The organism is Bacillus sp. FJAT-53060 (genome assembly GCF_037104745.1).
GTDB classification, from domain to species: Bacteria; Bacillota; Bacilli; order Bacillales; family Bacillaceae; genus Bacillus; species Bacillus stratosphericus_B.
The window spans coordinates 16,412-36,483 of the sequence record NZ_JBAWSW010000012.1; the positions used below are offsets into that span (position 1 = coordinate 16,412).

At 39.6% G+C, this 20,072-nt stretch carries 19 protein-coding genes and 3 pseudogenes; 11 read left to right on the plus strand and 11 right to left on the minus strand.

Translation table 11 applies throughout. The annotated features are described in order from the left end of the window. Positions 1 to 1,389, minus strand: coding sequence for an MFS transporter (locus WAX46_RS06615; protein ID WP_336493540.1), 1,389 nt, complete (start codon positions 1,387 to 1,389; stop codon positions 1 to 3). A 216-nt stretch (positions 1,390 to 1,605) separates the two neighbouring features. Here WAX46_RS06615 and WAX46_RS06620 point away from each other — a divergent pair. The 3 genes and pseudogenes from WAX46_RS06620 to WAX46_RS06630 all read left to right on the plus strand — a co-directional run. Then, positions 1,606 to 2,450, plus strand: a pseudogene (locus WAX46_RS06620) (transporter substrate-binding domain-containing protein); the annotation flags it as partial. A gap of 39 nt (positions 2,451 to 2,489) precedes the next feature. Then, complete coding sequence (locus WAX46_RS06625) at positions 2,490 to 3,167, plus strand: amino acid ABC transporter permease (protein WP_226566679.1); 678 nt, start codon at positions 2,490 to 2,492, stop codon at positions 3,165 to 3,167. A gap of 10 nt (positions 3,168 to 3,177) precedes the next feature. Next, the gene (locus WAX46_RS06630; protein WP_264188605.1) at positions 3,178 to 3,918 is read left to right on the plus strand and encodes an amino acid ABC transporter ATP-binding protein; all 741 of its coding nucleotides are present in this window, start codon (positions 3,178 to 3,180) and stop codon (positions 3,916 to 3,918) included. A gap of 337 nt (positions 3,919 to 4,255) precedes the next feature. Here WAX46_RS06630 and WAX46_RS06635 read toward each other — a convergent pair whose 3' ends face one another. Further along, positions 4,256 to 5,152, minus strand: a complete 897-nt coding sequence (locus WAX46_RS06635) for a M23 family metallopeptidase (protein WP_226566680.1) — start codon at positions 5,150 to 5,152, stop codon at positions 4,256 to 4,258. 131 nt (positions 5,153 to 5,283) lie between these two features. On the opposite strand from WAX46_RS06635, the gene WAX46_RS06640 reads away from it, so the two are divergent. After that, positions 5,284 to 5,778 carry a GNAT family N-acetyltransferase gene (locus WAX46_RS06640; protein ID WP_226566681.1) on the plus strand — a complete coding sequence of 165 codons (495 nt, stop codon included), beginning with the start codon at positions 5,284 to 5,286 and terminating at the stop codon, positions 5,776 to 5,778. Between the two features lie 231 nt (positions 5,779 to 6,009). Here WAX46_RS06640 and WAX46_RS06645 read toward each other — a convergent pair whose 3' ends face one another. Continuing rightward, positions 6,010 to 6,351 (minus strand): TlpA family protein disulfide reductase, encoded by a 342-nt coding sequence (locus WAX46_RS06645; RefSeq protein WP_226566682.1) that lies wholly within the window; start codon positions 6,349 to 6,351, stop codon positions 6,010 to 6,012. Between the two features lie 228 nt (positions 6,352 to 6,579). Here WAX46_RS06645 and WAX46_RS06650 point away from each other — a divergent pair, with 228 nt between their 5' ends. The 4 genes and pseudogenes from WAX46_RS06650 (at position 6,580) to rpsN (ending at position 8,868) form a co-directional block, all read left to right on the plus strand. After that, on the plus strand, positions 6,580 to 7,014 hold the full coding sequence (locus tag WAX46_RS06650) for a hypothetical protein (RefSeq protein ID WP_226566683.1): 435 nt from the start codon (positions 6,580 to 6,582) through the stop codon (positions 7,012 to 7,014). Positions 7,015 to 7,156: 142 nt separating this feature from the next. After that, positions 7,157 to 7,306 carry a 50S ribosomal protein L33 gene (gene rpmG, locus WAX46_RS06655; RefSeq protein ID WP_003214771.1) on the plus strand — a complete coding sequence of 50 codons (150 nt, stop codon included), beginning with the start codon at positions 7,157 to 7,159 and terminating at the stop codon, positions 7,304 to 7,306. 81 nt (positions 7,307 to 7,387) lie between these two features. Next, positions 7,388 to 8,582: pseudogene (locus tag WAX46_RS06660) on the plus strand (GTP-binding protein). Positions 8,583 to 8,598: 16 nt separating this feature from the next. Continuing rightward, the gene (rpsN, locus tag WAX46_RS06665; protein ID WP_336493541.1) at positions 8,599 to 8,868 is read left to right on the plus strand and encodes a 30S ribosomal protein S14; all 270 of its coding nucleotides are present in this window, start codon (positions 8,599 to 8,601) and stop codon (positions 8,866 to 8,868) included. A 253-nt stretch (positions 8,869 to 9,121) separates the two neighbouring features. On the opposite strand, the gene moaA is transcribed toward rpsN, so the two are convergent. Continuing rightward, positions 9,122 to 10,129 carry a GTP 3',8-cyclase MoaA gene (gene moaA / locus WAX46_RS06670; protein WP_226566685.1) on the minus strand — a complete coding sequence of 336 codons (1,008 nt, stop codon included), beginning with the start codon at positions 10,127 to 10,129 and terminating at the stop codon, positions 9,122 to 9,124. Between the two features lie 10 nt (positions 10,130 to 10,139). Next, positions 10,140 to 10,928 (minus strand): formate dehydrogenase accessory sulfurtransferase FdhD, encoded by a 789-nt coding sequence (gene fdhD, locus WAX46_RS06675; protein WP_264188606.1) that lies wholly within the window; start codon positions 10,926 to 10,928, stop codon positions 10,140 to 10,142. 134 nt (positions 10,929 to 11,062) lie between these two features. Here fdhD and WAX46_RS06680 point away from each other — a divergent pair. Both WAX46_RS06680 and WAX46_RS06685 read left to right on the plus strand, forming a co-directional pair. Beyond that, positions 11,063 to 11,413, plus strand: a pseudogene (locus WAX46_RS06680) (MFS transporter); the annotation flags it as partial. A 112-nt stretch (positions 11,414 to 11,525) separates the two neighbouring features. Continuing rightward, the gene (locus WAX46_RS06685) at positions 11,526 to 13,868 is read left to right on the plus strand and encodes an FdhF/YdeP family oxidoreductase (protein WP_336493542.1); all 2,343 of its coding nucleotides are present in this window, start codon (positions 11,526 to 11,528) and stop codon (positions 13,866 to 13,868) included. A gap of 55 nt (positions 13,869 to 13,923) precedes the next feature. Here WAX46_RS06685 and WAX46_RS06690 read toward each other — a convergent pair whose 3' ends face one another. The 6 genes from WAX46_RS06690 to WAX46_RS06715 all read right to left on the minus strand — a co-directional run bounded on the left by WAX46_RS06690 (position 13,924) and on the right by WAX46_RS06715 (position 19,389). Continuing rightward, a complete protein-coding gene (locus WAX46_RS06690) occupies positions 13,924 to 14,598 on the minus strand; it encodes a VWA domain-containing protein (protein WP_226566687.1) in 675 nt (224 codons plus the stop codon). Positions 14,599 to 14,679: 81 nt separating this feature from the next. After that, positions 14,680 to 15,378, minus strand: a complete 699-nt coding sequence (locus WAX46_RS06695) for a VWA domain-containing protein (protein ID WP_226566688.1) — start codon at positions 15,376 to 15,378, stop codon at positions 14,680 to 14,682. A 325-nt stretch (positions 15,379 to 15,703) separates the two neighbouring features. Next, positions 15,704 to 16,729: a stage II sporulation protein D gene (gene spoIID, locus WAX46_RS06700; RefSeq protein WP_226566689.1), complete on the minus strand. Its 1,026-nt coding sequence runs from the start codon at positions 16,727 to 16,729 to the stop codon at positions 15,704 to 15,706. 230 nt (positions 16,730 to 16,959) lie between these two features. Further along, complete coding sequence (gene murA, locus WAX46_RS06705) at positions 16,960 to 18,267, minus strand: UDP-N-acetylglucosamine 1-carboxyvinyltransferase (protein WP_226566690.1); 1,308 nt, start codon at positions 18,265 to 18,267, stop codon at positions 16,960 to 16,962. Between the two features lie 32 nt (positions 18,268 to 18,299). Then, positions 18,300 to 19,034 (minus strand): YwmB family TATA-box binding protein, encoded by a 735-nt coding sequence (locus WAX46_RS06710; RefSeq protein ID WP_226566691.1) that lies wholly within the window; start codon positions 19,032 to 19,034, stop codon positions 18,300 to 18,302. A gap of 124 nt (positions 19,035 to 19,158) precedes the next feature. Next, positions 19,159 to 19,389 carry a DUF1146 family protein gene (locus tag WAX46_RS06715; protein ID WP_226566692.1) on the minus strand — a complete coding sequence of 77 codons (231 nt, stop codon included), beginning with the start codon at positions 19,387 to 19,389 and terminating at the stop codon, positions 19,159 to 19,161. Positions 19,390 to 19,559: 170 nt separating this feature from the next. Here WAX46_RS06715 and WAX46_RS06720 point away from each other — a divergent pair, with 170 nt between their 5' ends. Next, entirely contained in the window at positions 19,560 to 20,027 is a 468-nt protein-coding gene (locus WAX46_RS06720) for a hypothetical protein (protein ID WP_226566693.1), read from the plus strand. Positions 20,028 to 20,072: the final 45 nt, after the last annotated feature.

The window sequence follows — 20,072 nt, forward strand, 5'->3', positions numbered from 1 at the left end:
TTATCCAGTCGCTTTTTTTATCGCCTGTCTTCCTCTAACCATACTTGAAAAATAAAGACTTACCCCAATGCCGATAAGAGAAATGATAATCAATGTCCAGCCTAATTGCTCAAAATGAGAACCAGCGATTTCCTCACCAAACAGCATTCCAAGCACGGCAGATGACAAAATAGAACCAAGGTACCGGCACGTTTGAAAAAGCCCAGAGGACGTACCAATCATTTGCTGAGGGCTTGCTTTTAGCATCGCAGCTTGAAGTGCAACATTACCAATTCCGTAACTGAGTCCTAGCACCGCAAGAACCACTCCTTTTCCCCATAATGGCGCAGGGAAAAAAAAGAATGTCATGGCAGAAGCACCTGCAAGCATCAACACATTGCTTGCTAAAATCGGATGACGTTCATCCCCTCCATCCACCCACTTCCCTGTCAGCGGTGACACAATAATGCTCACTCCAGACATACACAGCATAAAGAGCCCCGTCATTTCCACACGCCAACCCAACTCATCCTGAAAATAACTCGGCAAACCAAAAAAGAGACAATAGAAGAAAATATTTAAGATGATAAATTGAATATACACAAGTGACAACCGCTTATCCTTTCGAAACATCCGAATTTGAATAAACGGCTCATCCACCTGATATTCCCACCATATAAAAGCGCCTGCACTGATAAGAAAAAGAATACCTTGTACATACTGAATACCTTCAGCAAGTGATAATAAAAAGGAAAGCAACAGTACAATACAAGCTGTAAAAAGAAGCATTCCTGGTAAATCGAGCTTTCGTACAGCTTCGCCTATCCGCAGTTTTCTCTTCTTTTGCTCCTTAGGAAACAAGGCTAGGCAAAGAAAAAAACTGATGAGAATAAAAGGCAGATTCACTAAGAAGATAGCCGGCCATCCGCCAATAGTCATCAGAAACCCGCCAACCGTCGGACCAAGTGCGGTCATCGCTGAAGCAAAAATAGACAAAACCGCTAATGCCGAAGCCTGTCTTTCCTTGATATGATCCCGAATGAGTCCCACACCAGAAGGATAAATGGCACTACTTCCAATCGCCTGCAACAGCCGAATAACAATCAGCACCGCATAGGTCGGAGCAAATGGCGCACAAATAGCCGAGATGGCCACAAGAGATAGTCCAAATAAAAATAACGTTCTTCGGCTCAACAAATGATCCCCAATTCGACCACTGACCGGTTGCGTCACCGCACTTGCTAAATAAAAAGTAGAAATAAGCCAAGATACGGTCGTAAACGACAAACCAAAATCATGCTGAATTTGATGCAAGGCCAAAGAAATCATCGAAGAATTCAGTGGATTTAACATCGTTCCAAATGCGATAGCTGTTAAAAAGACTTTTCGGTTGCCTCTCCATTTGTTCATACGCCCGCCCCCTCTGTTAAATGGCATGTTTTTTGCCCATTCTTCCGTTATTATGAGATTCATTTCCATTTTATACCCTTAGCAATTCATGTTCTCGCTTGGAAAAGTAAGACATACATTTTAAAAAGGGTGAGTGTTGGAATAACACAAATATAATTGAGAATAAGAGGAAAAAATGGTAAGATACACACATATTGAAAAGACTACTTTCTCCTTATAGGAGGGTGGCTAAAAAGGAGGAGATGAATATTAATAAAAAAAGACGGTTTTGGGTCCCAGCCCTTTTCTCGGTTGCAGTATTACTTCTGTCTTCGTGTGGTTCAAATGAAACGAATGGGAACGGAGATAAACGTAATTCTACAGCGAAAGGGTCGCCGATTTTGGAGGATGGAAAATTTATTTTTGCAGCATCAGGTGAATTTCACCCATTCAGTTACATGGATGGAAATCAGATGTCCGGCTTTGATATCGATGTAGGAAATGCGATTAGTGACAAGCTCGGCCTAGAGCCTGTTCAGAAAAAATATAAGTTCGCAAGCATCGTCGAAGGCGTGAAAGCAGGGAAATTTGATGCCGCAGTTGCAAGTCATACCATCAATGAGGAACGAAAAAAACACGTCCTTTTTTCTAAGCCCTACTACTACTCCGGTCCGCAAATCTTCACAAGACCTGGAGCAGACATTCACAGTGCAAATGACTTAAAAGACAAAGAAATCGCTGTATCAAAAGGCTCTTCCTACGCTGATATTACAAAGGAACATAGCGGGCAGGAACCAAAATATTATGACAGTGATGTTGTCGCTTTAGAAGCACTAGCCAACGGCAAACACGATGCGGTCGTCACTGATTTTGCCACAGGTGCAGAAGCCATGAAGAAAAAATTAGAAATTGAAGCGCAGCAAAGGCTCGGACAAAGTGAGCAAGCAATTGCTGTGTCAAAAAAAAATAAAGAGCTTTTAGAAGAGATCAACGATGCGATTGATGCACTAAAAAAAGACGGAACATTAAGACAAATTAGCGGAAAGTACTTTGACGAAGATATTACCGTCAAACAAGATTAAAACCAAGATTTTGCGCCCTTTTAGGCGCACTTTCTTCAAATGGAGCTGATTGTTTTGCCTAGCCTATCACACTTTTTTCAAACGCTTCTTGATTCTAGAGGCGTTTTCCTAGAAGGGATGCTGCTGACCTTACAACTGACTGTGATCAGCATCTTCATCGGTATGTTCATTGGGCTCTTCTTTGCTTTGCTGAAAATATCCCGCGTAGCGATTTTCGGTTATATCGCCAATGCCTATATCTTTCTTGTCCGGGGGACACCACTCATTGTTCAAATTTTCATCTTATATTTTGGACTCACGGAATTAAACATACCCGACTTCTGGGCTGCTTCCATAGCGCTTGCCTTTCATAACGGTGCCTATATAGCAGAAATATTCAGAGGCGCTATCCAATCGATCGACCAAGGTCAAAAAGAAGCAGGACGTTCTCTTGGCATGGGCCGTATGTTAACGATGAGACGCATCATTCTCCCGCAAGCGATGCGGCGCGCCCTTCCCCCCCTTGGTAATCAATTTATTATAGGCTTAAAAGACTCATCCCTTGCCGCTTTTATTAGCGTCAATGAACTATTTAACGTGGCCACCACTCAAGGCTCCAACAGCTTTGACAATATGACGTATTTACTCGTTGTGGCCGTTTATTACTTAGTTCTTGTCCTGCTATTAACATTCGTTGTCCAAACCTTTGAGAAGAAACTTTCAGTCAGTGATCATTAGGAGGAGAAGCATGACAGAATCAAAGGAAATCATTCGTGTTGAAAAACTCAATAAACACTTTGGGAATTTACATGTCTTAAAGGATATTGATCTCACCGTATATGAAAATGATGTGGTCGTCTTAATTGGTGCAAGCGGATCTGGGAAAAGCACCTTGCTCCGATGTATGAACTTTTTAGAAATAAAAAATGACGGTCATATCATCATCGATGGCAGTCCAGTTCATCCAAAGCGGAATCAATTAAACGAAATGAGGCAAAGAATAGGCATGGTGTTTCAGCATTTTAATCTCTTCCCGCACAAAACCGTGCTCGAAAACATCATTGAAGCACCTGTGATGGTGAAGAAAACAAAGAAAGCACAGGCCATCGCTGAAGCCAAAGTATTATTAGAAAAAGTCGGGCTTGCTGATAAAGCCAAAGTGTACCCTTCTAAACTTTCGGGTGGACAAAAACAGCGTGTTGCCATCGCACGATCTCTCGCAATGAAGCCTGATGTTATGTTATTTGACGAGCCTACGTCTGCCCTTGATCCAGAGCTTGTAGGCGAGGTGCTCCAAACCATGAAAAGCCTCGCAAAAGAAGGCATGACAATGGTCATTGTCACACATGAAATGGGCTTTGCTAAAGAAGTAGCTGACCGTATCGTATATATGCACGAAGGGCGTATTGTGGAAGAAGGCATCCCATCGGAATTGTTCGATTCTCCTCAGGAGGAGCGAACCAAACTGTTTCTCAGCTCGATTTTATAGGTCAAACGCCCTTTATTTTTAGTGATCCTCATTTATATTGTCGTCTGGATTGTGTTTGGCTATTCTCTGGCTTTTTCGCCAGGAAATAAATGGTTGAAAGATCGAAATCGTCTTGAGAAAAGTACCTGTCGAACCGCTGAAACAGCTCAGAAGGTACTTAAACAGGCGAACCAGGGGGGAAAATGTTTATATAAGAAATAGAAAATACAATTCACATCCGGACAGGTGAAAAGGGACCTGCCGCCTTATAGTACATCCTCCGCCATATGGCGGAGGATCTTTTTAAGACAGAAAAAAACCTCTGCGTACACATATACACAGAGGATCTTCCAGGACATTAAGATTGTTTTGTTTCTTCTGACTGACTGCTGTCTTTAGAGGAGTCTGAAGACTTTTCTTGATCAGAGGATTTCCCCTTCTCATCAGACTTTTCTTCAGATTTTTCTCCAGCCGGCTCTTTGGCCTTATCTTCAGCAGCAGGTTCCTTCGTTTTGTCATTAGCTTTTGGCTGAGCAGGTTCTTTCGCTTCTTCCGTTACTTCTTGTGCTGCTTTTTCAATAGTAGAAACAGGCTTATCAATGAAGCTTAGTGGATTTAGCGCTAAACCTTCCATACGAATTTGGAAATGAACGTGGTTTCCGCTTTCTGTACCATACAGATTTTTACCAGAAGCACCGATGACATCATTCTGCTTCACTTCATCGCCTTCTTTTACATTTACTTTAGACAACGATTGATAAACAGTCGACAATCCATCTTCATGTTCAATTTCAACGACATGACCGAGAACTGGATCTTTTTTGGCTTGAACCACCGTTCCACTAAGAGCAGCTGTGACATCAAACACTTTGCCATCTTTATCTGCAAGATCAATACCTTTGCTTAAGGTATAGGTGTTATTATAGTTTACAAGTGCTGCTTCTTTCTCTTTTTGATCAGCATCTGCTTCATAGAACTTTTTCACGACAGAAACATTATCCGAATTCTGGACCGGCATTGCAACATTTTCAATTGGCTTTCCAACTTCAACGGCATCATCACGCTGTTCTTGTCCTATTTGATTTCCATTAGATAGTTGGTCTTTCACATCTTTTGATACAGCTTGATACCAAAGAACTGCTGTTAATACGACCGCTGCGCTGACCAAGTAAATAGCAGGGAATACCCAGCGCTTACGGAAAAATTGCTGAACTTTTGTGATTTTGGAAGTACGTTTCTTTTCTTCCTCTCTCATTTTTCATCACCTCAGCAACATTCTGAACACTTTGCAGAAAATATATACACACAAAATCATTTTTTTCTTTTTATTTTGCGCAATCTCCTCAATAATATGTATGATGTGAAAAAAAGATGGGGGACTATATTATGAAAACTTTCAACCGCATTGCAACAGAAGATGACCTTAAAGCGATCGTCGATATTTACAATACAACGATTGCTTCAAGAGAAGTGACAGCCGATACTGAACCTGTTACAGTTGAAGACCGCCGTCAGTGGTTTTTGAATCATTCAGAGAAAAGGCCTCTCTATGTAAAAACAGATGAGAAAGGCAATATCTACGGTTGGCTCAGCTTTGAAACGTTTTACGGAAGACCTGCATACAATGGAACCGTTGAAATGAGCATTTACTTGAATCAAGACTATCGAGGAAAAGGCTTAGGCTCGCTCTTCTTACAGGAGGCGATCGAATTGGCTCCCTCATTAGGCATCCGAACATTGCTTGCCTTTATTTTCGACCACAACGAAGCCAGCATTCGACTATTTAAAAAGCACGGATTTGAGACCTGGGGACACTTACCACGCATCGCAGAAATGGACGGCAATAGGTACGATTTAGATATCCTAGGAAAAGAATTATAAACGAGCGTCCCCTTAAAGAAAGATAGGCTTCAGATTGCTGACAAAGGGCTAAAATGATCTTTATTTTAGTCCTTTGTCTTATTTTCAGCGTAATTGAAAATCTTTGAAGACCAGAAAGGGCGAGTACCGGAGCCGAATTTGACATTCGTGAGCACCAGCACGCAGGACTGACACTGAATGCGGGGGGCTGTCTACACACTGGAGCGTCTCTTAAAGGGAAAAACGCTTTTTTTATGAAGCATGTAATAGCTGTTCAAATTGTTTTGCATTTTGAAGCGGTTTTCTTTGCAAGATGATTCCTTGTTCATCAATGAGTATCGCTTGCGGAACAACAGTTACCCCATACAGCTCCATAATTTGTGAAGAACGTATATATACAGCTTGCGCCGGCAGCAATTGTAGCAGCGAAGAATCATCCGCTTGTTCATCGCCATTCATAAAAATGACATGGGCATCATCACGTGAGAATGAATCCTGCATATCAGCCAAAATGCTTTTACACGTCATACAGGTAGAATTCACAAATAACAGCATCACGGCTTTCACTTTTTGCAAGTACTCTTTCAAAATCACTTTTTGCCTTCATGCGTATAGCTTCGAAATAACGGGGCAGGATCACCAACATCTGCTTCCTTCAGTTTAACCCCATCAAAGAATTTTATTTTTATTCAAAAGTAATTTATTTATCCATAAATAGGTAAGTGAAAATAGAAAAAATGGCAACTGAACAACATCCACTCTTCCTAAAGTACTACTTACTCAAGTATGATAAAGAGTGAATATATAAAGGAGTGAACACGATTGCAACAAACTGAGAAAATCATTCAATCTCTTCAATCAATAGCAAAGTGGGGAAAGGTTGGCAGCATCTTTCTCTATATTTCAGGTGGGCTAGCTATCCTGATTGGGTTGTGGATTGGGTTTTGGCTTGTTCTTCCTGCTGCCCTTGGCGTTTTTCTCATTATGATGGGGGTTCATGTCCAAAAATCTGTAAGAGCAGCTGAACAATTGATTCAAGGTCCTGATACTTCTTACGAAGAATTATTAGAACAATACGCTAAGATGATAAAAATACAGACACTATTTTCCATTTCAAGTATTGTCACAGTTATTCTCTCGTTCATCGCCATCATTTTGATCTTTATATTAGGTGGATTAGCATTTCTCCAAGAGTTCCCTAACGATGTCCAACAGTACGAGGATCATTACGAAGAAGAACTCGGTGACTTTTATTAATGGAGAGGGGTATCAATTAAATACGATACCTCTTTCGTTTTGTGATTTGGCATTGATCATCATACTTAGCTTGAAAATCAACCTTTATTATGTTAAAATACAAATCGTAACTATTACGAATTAAAGGAGGGTCATATCATTTATGCGCGTGAAAATTACCTTAGCCTGTACTGAAACAGGTGACAGAAACTATATCACAACAAAAAATAAACGAACGAATCCAGACCGATTGGAGTTAAAAAAATATTCTCCTCGATTAAAGAAATACACACTTCATCGAGAAACAAAATAATTTTTAGGATTCAAATCGTAATGATTACTTTTTAAGTGAGGCGGAATTCAAAATGGGCATTTCCAATAAGGACAAAAACAAATGAATAAGAGAATACCTGTTACAGTATTAAGCGGCTTTTTGGGAGCTGGAAAAACAACGATATTAAATCATGTTCTTCAGAACCGTAAAGGGTAAAAGTGCTGTTATTGTAAATGACATGAGCAAAATTAATAATGACGTGGAATTAGTCAAGCAAGGTAGCGAACTCTCTCGATCAGATGAGAAGCTTGTTGAACTATCTAATGGATGTATTTGCTGCACATTGAGAGAGGATTTATTAATTGAAGTAGAGCGCCTTTGTAAGGCTGGTAATATCGATTATATTGTCATTGAGTCTACAGGTATTAGTGAACCTATCCCTGTCGCTCAAACTTTCTCTTACATTGATGAAGAAATGGGCATAGATTTGACACGCTTTTGCAGGCTAGACACAATGGTCACAGTAGTAGATGCAAACCGTTTCTGGACTGATTTCCAATCAGGAGAAAGTTTATTGGATCGTAAAGAAGCTGTTTCCCATGACGATGAACGAGAAATTTCCGATTTACTTATCGATCAAATTGAATTTTGTGACGTGTTGATTATCAATAAATGTGATCTTGTATCAGCATCAGAACTAGATCGACTCGAGCACGTACTGACCACACTCCAACCAGAAGCAACTATTATTAGAACCTCAAAAGGTAACGTACAGCCTAGTGACATTTTGAATACTGGTTTATTCGATTTTGAAAAATCCAGTGCTTCTGCAGGCTGGATCAAAGAAATCAATGCTGGACATTCTCAGCATACGCCTGAAACAGAAGAATACCAAATCTCATCATTCGTTTATGAAAGAAAGCTTCCTTTCCATACCGGCAGGCTGAATACATGGTTAGATCAGATGCCAGAGCAGATCGTTCGCGCTAAAGGATTTACATGGCTAGCTACACATCATGATTTAACCATTTTAATTTCACAAGCCGGAAAATCCGTTGCAATTGAACCAATTGCATACTGGATTGCTGCCTTGCCTGAACAAGAAAGAGCACGGATTTTAAATCAAGAACCAGAAATTCTAGATGAGTGGGACGCAGAGTTTGGTGATCGACATACAAAACTTGTTTTTATCGGTGTAGATTTACCAAAAGCAGATATTATTCATACACTAGATCAATGCTTACTCACACCTGAGGAATTTGATCAAGATTGGACAACGTTTGAAGACCCCTTTCAATGGAAAATACACAATTAAACCAGGAGGGTTTTAAGTGGCAAAGAAATCAAAAATTGCAAAAGAAAAAAAGCGGCAGCAGCTTGTGCTGAAATTTGCAGAATTAAGGAAAGATTTAAAAGAAAAAGGTGACTATGAAGCTTTGCAGAAATTGCCTAGAGACTCTTCCCCCACTCGCTTAAAAAACCGCTGTGAATTAACGGGCCGCCCTAGAGGTTACTTGAGAAAATTTAAAATGTCTCGAATTGCTTTTCGTGAGCTTGCCTATAAAGGACAGATCCCAGGAGTGAAAAAATCGAGTTGGTAAAGATTGATTCGATCTTATCATAGTTCCTGTCAAAGTAAAGCAACACAAAATGAATAAAAACTTCTTTTCGATCCTTACCCCCCCATTATTGAAGTGCAAAATAGCATTTAAAAAAACAGCAGAATCTTTGCTGTTTTTTTATGTTGATTGAGTGCATGATGAATTGTCCTGTTTTCAAAAAAAATATTTTCAACAGTAATTATGACATTTCCTCTTCTTTTCAAAAATACATGATCATGATATTTTGTTGTCATTATCCACCGATGTATGACATCTCAACTTTTTTCTGATCTTTCTTTTGCTCTCTCTCGGCTGAATATTGATCATGTCTATTTGACCATAGTTTCTTTAATATGTTCGTTATATCTTCATCCTCTTCTTTTGTACGCATCATCCGTTTTAGATCAAAACCTGATGATGCAAAGAGACATGTGAACAATTCACCACGTGCAGATAGTCTTGCTCTATTACAAGTTCCACAAAAAGCATCTGAAACTGAAGAAATAATACCAATCTCTCCTGAACCATCTTCGTAAAAAAAACGATTGGCTACTTCACCTGCATATCGAGGGGGTTCAGGTTTAATAGGATATTTTGAATGAATCAGATCAATGATCTCTTTTTTCGTCATCACGTACTCTAGGTTCCATTTATTCGTATTGCCAACATCCATAAATTCGATAAATCGCAGAATGTGTCCTTCTTTTTGAAAATAGGCTGCCATTGGTAAGATATCCTGATCATTCACACCTTTTTGGACAACCATATTTATCTTAATAGCAAGTCCAGCTTTTTTTGCAGCCTCAATCCCATCAAACACTTTTTGGATGGGAATTTGTCTTCCATTCATCTGCTTAAACCGGTCCGGATTTAATGAATCTAAACTAATAGTGACTCGCTGCAGACCTGCTTTCTTTAATTGATCAGCATATATAGGTAAAAGCGTTCCATTAGTTGTCATAGCGATGTCTTCAATACCTGGAATTTTGGCGAGCTTTTGTATTAAGATTGGCAAGTCTTTTCGTATTAAAGGTTCACCGCCTGTGATGCGTAATTTCACCACACCTAAGTCGTTTGCGAAAAGTGTAGCAAGTCGTTCGATCTCTTCGAAGCTAAGCAATTCTTCTTTATTCAAAAAAGGATAATCTGGTCCAAAAATTTCAGCAGGCATACAGTATTTACATCTAAAGTTACAGCGATCCGTTACCGATATTCTTAGATCGCGTAATGGTCGATGTCTTTTATCCAAATTACTGACCATCCTTTGCCTCCTATTCTGTAATACGCTGGTGATGGGTATAGATATTAAAAGATTCCCCTCTGACGAATCCAACTGTTGTGATATTTAATTCTTCTGCCATTTTAAGCGCTAGCTCAGTAGGTGCTGATTTTGACATCACGATAGATACTCCTAATTTTGCTGCCTTCAATAGAACTTCCGACGATATCCGGCCGCTAAACACTAGGATTTTATTTCTCAGTGGGATTCGGTTAAGTAAACAATATCCATAGATTTTATCTAAAGCATTATGTCTTCCTATATCAGTTCTAGTGATGAGTAGTTTCTCTGTGTCACACAGTCCAGCATTGTGGACACCACCAGTATGTTGAAATAATTGGCTTTCGGCTTGTAAACATTTCATTAAGTGAATACAGGTTTCCGCAGACATATTGATTTGATCAATCGCTGTTTTTGCCGTCTTCACATCTTGGAGAAAATAAAAGTGCCTCCCCTTCCCGCAGCAAGATCCAATCACTCGTTTTGTAAAGTCTGATGAATGAAAACGCCTTGATTGAATTAAATCAACATATGCAAATCCCATACTTTCATCTATTGTAAACCTTTTAATCTCATTTTCAAATCGAATGACTCCTTCTGAAGCTAAAAAGCCGATAACCAATTCTTTCAAATGCTCTGGTGAACAAACGAGTGTCACAAACTCTTCTCCATTCACCATCACAGTTAAAGGCAATTCTTCTACAACTTCATCTGTTTTGCAGGTAAATTGGCCTCCACGATATTGGTGTATGACTCGTTTCTTTTTAACAGAAGGATTCAATGGATGATCTTCCTTTCAACACAAATTTAGTTATATGATCCAACCGAATTGTGATATTATTTTAAAAAGTCATAAAAATGTAACATATTTCTATCTTATCAAACTTTTTGATTGCTTTATACGGGGGAAACACAATGAACAAATCAAAAAATCGTTGGCTTATTGCTACAAGTGCTGTGGGAATTCATTTATCTATTGGATCTGTTTATGCATGGAGTGTTTTTACGAACCCTTTACATCAAACATTTCAGTGGTCATTAACAGAAATAAGCCTTACTTTCAGCATTGCCATTTTATTTTTAGGTTTATCTGCGGCTTTCATGGGACATTTCGTTGAGAAATATGGTCCAAGAGCATCGGGGTTCTTCTCAGCTTTTTTCTTCGGTATCGGAATGACTGGGTCAGTGTTCGCTGTCTACCTGTCTTCACTACCTCTCCTCTATTTATTTTATGGTGTACTCGCTGGAATAGGATTAGGTGTAGGATAGACTTCCTCCGTCTCTGCCCGTCCTTAATTTGAATTTGACAGAATCACAATCTAAAGATAATTTTTAGATATGAAAACGCTTTACAAAGTAATAGGAGGGTGATGATATCATGGGGAAAACAAAACATAAGGGGCCTATTAAACTCAACAAAAAACCCTCACCAAAGCTATGGGCCTCTGTTGCTCCTATGGGTCTCGGAAAAGTAAAACCTAAACATATCCGAGATACAATGAAGGTGGCATGGGAAAACAAAGATAACCTTCCCTATGCGTACCGTATATTAACACAGGGCGTTTGCGACGGCTGCGCCCTTGGTGTATCAGGTTTATACGATCAGACACTCGCAGGACCCCATATATGCACGACAAGGCTAAATGTACTTCGCCTTAACACAATGCCAGCTATTGAACCAAAATGGTTCGAAAATATTCATCAGCTAAAACAAATGGATAGCACCTCTCTTCGTAAACTTGGGCGTATTCCTTATCCACTGATCCGAGAAAATGGTGAAAATGCCTTTACACGTATTTCTTGGGATGAAGCATTAGATCGAATCGCAGCTAAAATCAAATCAATTGATAAACAACAGCTCGCTTTCTACTTAACGGCTAGAGGGATCACAAATGAAGTGTATTATACTGCTGCGAAGGCTGCACGTTTTATGGGAACAAATCATATCGATAATGCTTCTCGTATTTGCCATTCACCAAGCAAAACCGCTCTGAAACGTTCTCTTGGCATAGGTGCTTCTAGCTGCAATTACAGTGATTGGATCGGAACGGATGTATTGATTTTTTGGGGCTCTGTCGCAGCAAATAATCAGCCTGTTTCCACAAAATATATGTACGCCGCAAAAAAGAAAGGAACGAAAATTATTGTCATCAACCCATATAAAGAGCCTGCTATGGAAAAGTACTGGGTTCCTTCTATTCCAGAAAGTGCTTTATTCGGCACAAAAATAGCTGATGATTTTTACCAAGTCAATATAGGCGGCGATATTGCGTTTATGAATGGCGTCATCAAACATTGGTTTGACATGGAGAAGCATGCTCCTCATTCCGCTCTTGACCATGAATTTATTCAAGCACATACAACCGGCATAAAGGATTTAAAGCAACATGTAGCACAGTTGAAGTGGGAGGATCTAAAAGCATCGTCAGGCTTGTCAAAAGAAAGAATGAAGGATTTTGCAGTGCTCCTTGCCAATGCCAATTCAGGCGTTTTTATTTGGAGCATGGGTCTCACCCAGCATCGTTTTGCAACTGATAATATATCACAAGTGGCAAACCTTGCGATGTTACGTGGGTTTATTGGAAGAAAACATTGTGGCGTTATGCCGATTCGTGGACACAGTGGTGTACAGGGCTCAGGCGAAATGGGTGCCGATCCATTTGTTTTGCCAGGCAGTGATTTTGATGAAGAGAATATTGAAAGAATCGAGAACATATGGGAATTTGACATTCCGAAATGGCATGGTGACACCATTGGTCAATCATTTGAAAAGATGGCTCTTCCAAAAGAACATCCGCAGAAGCTCAAAATGCTGTTCACTAGCGGTGGAAACTTTTTAGAAACGATGCCTAATCCAGAAGCAATCGAAAAAGCATTATCTGAACTTGAACTCCGGGTCCATCAAGATATTATCTTGAATACCTCTACACTGGTAGAAGCAGAAGAGACGGTAATTGTTCTGCCTGCTATGACAAGATATGAACAACCAGGGGGAGGTACATCAACAAGTACGGAACGCATGGTATATTTCAGTCCAGAAATTGATGGTCCACGTATTGAAGAATCTAGAGCTGAATGGGACATTTATATTGACCTTGCAAAAAGGGTCCGTCCAAAAGATGCTGAGCTGATTCATTTTGAAAATGCTGAAGAAATTCGCCGTGAGATTGCCATCGCGAATCGAAACTATGATGGAATACAGCATTTGCATCATAAATGGGACGTTTTTCAATGGGGAGGGGCATGGTTATGCGAAGATGGGATTTGTCCAACACCGGATGGCAAGGGCCACCTTCTGCCTGCTCAGCTGCCTCATTACCGAAAAACTGAGGGACATTTCAATATCACGACAAGACGAGGTAAACAATTTAACTCCATGATATACAGTGAAAAGGATGCCTTTAATGGCGGAAAACGGCATTCTATCTTGATGAATAAAGAAGATGCAAAAGAGCTTTACGTCCAAGAAGGTGATCCAGTTGTCCTTTTTAATCAATATGGGTCCTATCAAGGAGTTGCTCAATTCGGGGAGTTGAAACGTGGCAATATCGCTGTTTATTGGCCCGAAGGAAACGTTTTAATTCCTAAAGGTGTTTATGAGAGCTATTCACAGATTCCAGAATATAATACGGCTGCGATATTAGAAAAAGCCGAAACCTTTCATGCGAGAAAGGATCAGCACTACGTGGAGAAACGAATCGATGAGTTAGAAACTACCTAATTTGATTTTTGATCAAAAACAGCTGGGGTTGCTTTCCCCAGCTTCCTTTCGCATCTTACTGACCCAAAGCGCTCGCTTCTTGTTGAAGAATGTGGTTCAATTCTTCTTCATTTACTGCTTGTTGGTATTGCCCACCACCAGCTTTTGCAACAGATTTTAGGCTTTTTGCTTCTTTTTCATTCACATCGAAGCCAATGATATTGACGATCGTATCAATCCTGGCTTCATGTAATTCCTTTGCTGCTTGTGAAGGACTGCCACCACATGTTTCTTCACCATCGCTGACAACATATACAATATTTTTCCCTTCAGCTTGGTTATCTTCAAAATCTTGTTTCGTATCGGTTAATGCTTTTGCAAGTGGTGTCCAGCCTGTTGGTCCATACACTTTCAGTGCTTGTTGAAAAGCTGCTTCTTCATATGGTCCAAATCCATAAACTGCTTCAGAACTTGCACAAGAAACGGCTTTTCCTGCATTCTTATTGGTTCCTTCGTGGCCAAAAACTCGAAGCATGACTTGGGTATCTTCTGATAAAATACTCGCAAAGCTTTGAATCGAACGTTTTGCGATATCAACTTTCTTTTCACCTTCAATTGATTGTGCCATGCTGCCGCTTAAATCTAGTAATATGACCACATGAGCAGGCTCCTTTTTCGTCACAGCATGAGCAGGTGAAGAAAGAAGCAAGACCAGACTAGCTAAAATGGTTAATATGATATTTCTTTTCATAAATGAAAGCCTCCCTTTTTTACTTTTGTACAGAAAAGAGAAACGAAAGCATACTCAATCGTTTCTCTTTTCTTCAGCAAGTTATTCGTGTAGTTTTAATGATTCTGCCGTAAAGATAGAACCCATCTCTTTACGAGTGCTTGCTTGGTAGTAATGACCTTTACCAGCTTTAGCGACTTGCTTTAATTGGCCTTCGTAGCCTTCGTTAAAGTCTAATCCAATGACATTGACAACAGTATGGCCTTTTGATTGATGCAATTCTTTTGCTACTTTTACTGGATCTCCGCCACAAGTTTCTTCACCATCAGTAATTAAGTACACAATGTGTTTCGTTCCTTTATGAAGCTGTTTATCCGATTGCTTCGCACTTTCAAGAGCACGAGCAATTGGTGTCCAGCCATTTGGTCCAAATCCGTTTAAAGAGTTTTCAAACCTTTGCTTTTCGTAAGGCTGTATGTCGTATACCCCTCTAATGACGTCACATGAGTGAGCTTTACCTGAATTTTTGTTGTTTCCTTCAGAACCAAACAAGCTCATACGAATTTTAGCGTTTTTCGGAAGCGACTGTGCAAATTTAAATACCTCTTGTTTTGCTAGATCAAATTTGCGCTCTCCATCTACTTTTCTTACCATGCTTCCACTTGCATCAAGTAAGATTGTGACTCTTACATCTTTCTTATGTTTTTTGGCTGTTGATGCTTCTGCAAATACTGGTGAAGAGATTGACATTGATACTGTCAATACTGTTAAGGCTACGAGTGTCAATACTTTTTTTAACATACTTTTCCTTCCTCCTTATGTATTTGTTTGAAACATCTTAATCGTAAGATATTCTTTCTTGGAATGGTATAGGACTCGATATCCCTTTTTCTCTTTTATCAAAAACACTAAAATTCTGTCAGATGTCTAGATATTTTCACCTAATGCTTCATTTATCTCCTCGTTTTCTCTTTCTTTCGAGGGACTTTGTATCGGCCATCAGTTCTTGTCGGGACATAAATGTTGAAGATTTCCTGACCTGCGCCTTTAGTCGCAATTTGACACATTCTGTTCAAACCTCTTTGAACATATAAAAAGATACCCCGTTTTTGAGGCATCTTAGCTTTTATTTCTTCGCCATATACGTGTTGAGAAAACGATCGGCTGATTCAATTTGAATGCCTGTATAATAGTGTTTGACAATGTCTTCTACTTTTTTGCCTGACTGCGCCATAAAATGTGCACCATACTGGCTCATCCCTACACCATGGCCATAGCCTCTTGTCGTGATGACAATTTGCTGGCCCTTTCGTTCCCACGTAAAGTCCGCAGAGTGAAGTCCTAATGATTCCCGAATGTCTCTTCCTGTAAGTGTTTTACCATTTATCACAACTTTAGCGACTTGATTTCCTGGTGTCCGTTCTACAATCTCTCCAACCTGTTGCTGCTGGCTGAGGTTCACACCTAGTTTTTGTTGAAATTCACTGATCGGAATGGTTTTTGTGTTTTGAAATTTTGGTGATTTGGCATCCCATTTACTGGAGACACTTTTCAAATAAGGAATTTCGTTTTTCCAATAAGCTTCTGCATTTTCCGTTTTCCCGTTACTTGTTGAAAAGAAAGAGGCATCAATTGGTTTTTCGTCATATGTCAGTACTTTCCCTTGTGTGCTGGCAACGGCTTCGGTGATTTTTTTTAATTTCCAATTATACGCTTTCCCCCAAATTTTCTTGAGTTCCTTCTTGTTTTTATAGACTTGGAACATTTGTGTATCATCCACAAGAGAGCCTTTGGGTGATTTTACGGTCTTATCAATGATCATTTGTCTGACGATATACGTTCTAGCGGCGAGTGCCTGTGCCTTGAGCGCCTCCAGTTCAAAATCAGCTGGCATTTCAGAAGCTACTACACCGATCACATACTCTTCTAACGGGATGTTTTCTACTTGCTGATGAGCTGAACGATAGACGGGAATGGAGACCGGTGATTGCTTCATTTTGACTGAACCTTTCACTTCTTTTTTAACTGATGGTTCTACTGCTACGTGTTGATTGGCTTCCGATTTTCCTTGAAACGTAGGCAACACGAGTAAGGTTGGAATCATTAAAATGATGATACATATCCCTGCTATTGTCCATATCATTGATTTCATATTTGGCTGCCCCCATTTGTCATTGAATCTCTTTTATCCTATGGGCAAGCACAAGCCAATATGACAGCTTCTTTCAATTATTGGACAAGTTTTTTGATGATATCATGCTGTTCGTCTTTATGAATAAAATTTAAAATGATTGGATACACTAATAATAAGCTTTGAAAATGAGGCATTCTATGATTCTAAAAAAAAATCAGCATGCCGCAATGGACACACTGATTCCTGTTTTATGCATTCAGATCTGACACAACTTGTTCTTGTGTCACATCTACTGCTTCATCATTCACTCTTTCAATATTTGCACCGATTGCTGCAAGTTTTTGATGGAAGTTCACATATCCTCGGTCAATATGCTTCAATTCGGTGACACGTGTATGACCTTCTGCCACTAATCCAGCAAGTACAAGTGCTGCTCCTGCTCTTAAGTCAGTAGCTGCCACTTCAGCTCCTTGAAGCTGAACCGACCCATTAATAATGACAGAGCGACCCTCAATTTTAATATCGCCATTCATTCGGCGGAATTCTTCAGCATGCATAAAACGGTTTTCAAATACCGTTTCTGTAATCATGCTTGTTCCGTTGGCACAAAGCAATAGCGCCATCATCTGAGATTGCATATCCGTTGGGAAACCAGGATGAGGCATTGTTTTTAGGTCAATTGGTTTGAGCTCAGATGGTCCAATGACTCTTAAACCTTCTTCTTCTTCAATGATTTTAATACCCATTTCTTCCATTTTTGCAATAAGTGAAGTCAGATGTTCTGGTACTGCGCCTTTTACAAGGACATTTCCTTCTGTAATGGCTGCTGCCACCATGAAAGTACCCGCTTCAATTCTGTCAGGGATGATGTTGTGTTTTGCACCATGAAGTGTTTTCACACCTTCAATTTTGATTGTACCAGTACCAGCCCCACGAATTTTACCGCCCATGGCATTAATGTAGTTTGCCAAATCAACAATCTCAGGTTCTTTTGCTACGTTTTCTAAAATCGTTGTTCCTTCAGCTAATGCTGCTGCCATAATAATGTTTTCAGTTGCACCTACACTTGGGAAATCCAAATAGATTTTCGCACCTTTTAAACGGCCTTTTACTTCAGCCTCGATGAAACCATTACCTACTTGAATTTTAGCTCCCATTGCTTCGAAGCCTTTCAAATGCTGATCAATTGGTCTTGAACCAATCGCACAGCCTCCAGGTAATGCAACTCTTGCATGACCTGTTCTAGCTAAAAGTGGTCCCATGACAAGCACAGATGCTCGCATTTTACGGACATACTCAAACGGAGCCTCAGTTTTTAGTGCATGAGATGCATCTACTGATACTTCGTTATTTTCAAAATGTACTTCTGCTCCTAAATGACGTAACACTTCATTGATTGTATATACATCGGAGAGCGTAGGCACATCACAAATTACGCTTTTTTCTGTACTTGCTAACAAAGATGCAGCGATAACTGGTAAAACGGCATTTTTTGCACCTTCTACTTTAACTGTGCCGTTTAACCTTTGACCGCCGCGGACGATGATTTTTTCCAAGGTCTTCCCCTCCGCGTCCCAAATTCTCTATATTAATATTCAGTCGTTACAATTGGTGTGCCAACCGTAATCGTATGTTTTTCGTTCATTTCCGAACTTCTGATGGCAATTTGAACATTCATTTTATCATTTGAAGTCATAATGAACTGTTCCCACTTATCTGTATAAGCGGAAAGCGATACAAAATTAGACTCAACGAGGTACTCAACTGGTTTTGCTTGAAATTCATTTGCTAACATTTCAGCTTTTTTTTGCAAAACAACATCCATCATACCATTTACATGACCATCGAGACAAGTAAAAATCATAATTTTTTCTTGTAATATGCTTTTTGCATGACGAACGAACTGATCATATGTATGCTCCCAGGTATTCAGTGGGCGAGCACCTTTTTGCTCATATAATATGTACGACTTTGGGTTGGATTTTGTGTCGGTCTTCACGAATAAAATTTTCGAAGATGTATCATTTTTTTCATCTTTGTATATTCCTGTGACTTTGGTGACATGTTCCTCTTTTTTTTCGATCCACTTATACTGTCGTAGGTCGTCTTTCAAACGTTTCACTTTTTTAGAAAATTGTTCGGTTGAAAAGTCTACATTTGTTTTGGCATAAAGGGTCCATCCATCTACTTCTACTTGATGCCTTTTTAGACCTTCCGCCATTTGAACGAGTGGTGATGCTTCTTCCCCACGAACACCTTGAATCATCAGAACAAAAAAAAGAATAAACGCAAATAATGGCAAACCTTTCAAATACTTTCTCACTTGTCATTCCCCCTTGCTACCAGTGTTGCCATAAGGAGATAAATGCATACGTGAAAAAGGTCAATGACCATACTTTTGACACTTCTTTTTACGTTCCCGCAAAAGGCTGTGACCAAACCTTATGCTAGAACATATAAGGGATTTGTCTTGAGAAATTTAAATAATCTAGGAAGAAATTGCTGACTGCCGATGAGATGGCAATGGTTATGAGCATCATCAGTAATCTTGCCTGAACGATTTTCCCTTTTTTAATTAGTGGATCAATATTTACGGCAAGCAATGCCCACCACGTAATAGCAATAAAAAACAGGTGAATCACAATACTTACAATTGCTTGTTGTCCTACGTCTTCCATATAGTTGAATCCTCCTTTTATTTATTTCTGTTAAGGAAAACTCCCTTTCATTATATCCTCGAAAATCGGAAAGATGAATCATTTGGAAAAAAGAGCTACATTTAGTGTGGATCCCCTCTTATGTTGATGCCTAGAAGATGATATACTGCGTGTGGAAGGAGCTGAACATATTGAAAGATTCTTTTCCTCACTTTGTTGATTTGTACGGAGAATTGGTTCCCTCATTTGATCATGAATGGGAGGCCATTGCTTTCTACTTTGATTATAGACAGACACAGCTAGAAGAATTAGCACATTTGTGTCATTTTCATAACATTTCTTTGGATTATTCAGAGGAAAGCCTGTATCAGTTAGAGTCATTATACTTTGATGCGTTTACCCAGCAGCTTTTTGCTGAGTGGAAAATGCCAATTGATGCATTAGAAGCGATGATGAGTGTGTATATGGGAGAGGTTGTCATCCGGCATCATTCGTTTGCTGACTGGGTGGTACGGCCTTATATGGACTCCCCGCATCAATATACCCTTGGTTTGCGCCGAAACGATAAAACGTGGCATAGTACGCAGTTTTGCGAGCACTTATACCTTGAAAAGCAAGCATCTCATCCTTATGTGTCGATGTATCAGTCTCTACTGTAATTCTTAAAAAAATCCTTCTTATCAAAATGATAAGAAGGATTTTCT

Excerpts from the sequence above, each read along its gene's own strand:
- WAX46_RS06690 (WP_226566687.1), bottom strand. The coding sequence starts at position 14,598 with ATGAAAAGAAATATCATATTAACCATTTTAGCTAGTCTGGTCTTGCTT.
- spoIID (WP_226566689.1), bottom strand. The coding sequence starts at position 16,729 with ATGAAATCAATGATATGGACAATAGCAGGGATATGTATCATCATTTTA.
- WAX46_RS06695 (WP_226566688.1), bottom strand. The coding sequence starts at position 15,378 with ATGTTAAAAAAAGTATTGACACTCGTAGCCTTAACAGTATTGACAGTA.
- WAX46_RS06625 (WP_226566679.1), top strand. The coding sequence starts at position 2,490 with ATGGAGCTGATTGTTTTGCCTAGCCTATCACACTTTTTTCAAACGCTT.
- WAX46_RS06615 (WP_336493540.1), bottom strand. The coding sequence starts at position 1,389 with ATGAACAAATGGAGAGGCAACCGAAAAGTCTTTTTAACAGCTATCGCA.
- WAX46_RS06715 (WP_226566692.1), bottom strand. The coding sequence starts at position 19,389 with ATGGAAGACGTAGGACAACAAGCAATTGTAAGTATTGTGATTCACCTG.
- WAX46_RS06640 (WP_226566681.1), top strand. The coding sequence starts at position 5,284 with ATGAAAACTTTCAACCGCATTGCAACAGAAGATGACCTTAAAGCGATC.
- WAX46_RS06635 (WP_226566680.1), bottom strand. The coding sequence starts at position 5,152 with ATGAGAGAGGAAGAAAAGAAACGTACTTCCAAAATCACAAAAGTTCAG.
- rpmG (WP_003214771.1), top strand. The coding sequence starts at position 7,157 with ATGCGCGTGAAAATTACCTTAGCCTGTACTGAAACAGGTGACAGAAAC.
- moaA (WP_226566685.1), bottom strand. The coding sequence starts at position 10,129 with ATGGTCAGTAATTTGGATAAAAGACATCGACCATTACGCGATCTAAGA.
- WAX46_RS06630 (WP_264188605.1), top strand. The coding sequence starts at position 3,178 with ATGACAGAATCAAAGGAAATCATTCGTGTTGAAAAACTCAATAAACAC.
- WAX46_RS06685 (WP_336493542.1), top strand. The coding sequence starts at position 11,526 with ATGGGGAAAACAAAACATAAGGGGCCTATTAAACTCAACAAAAAACCC.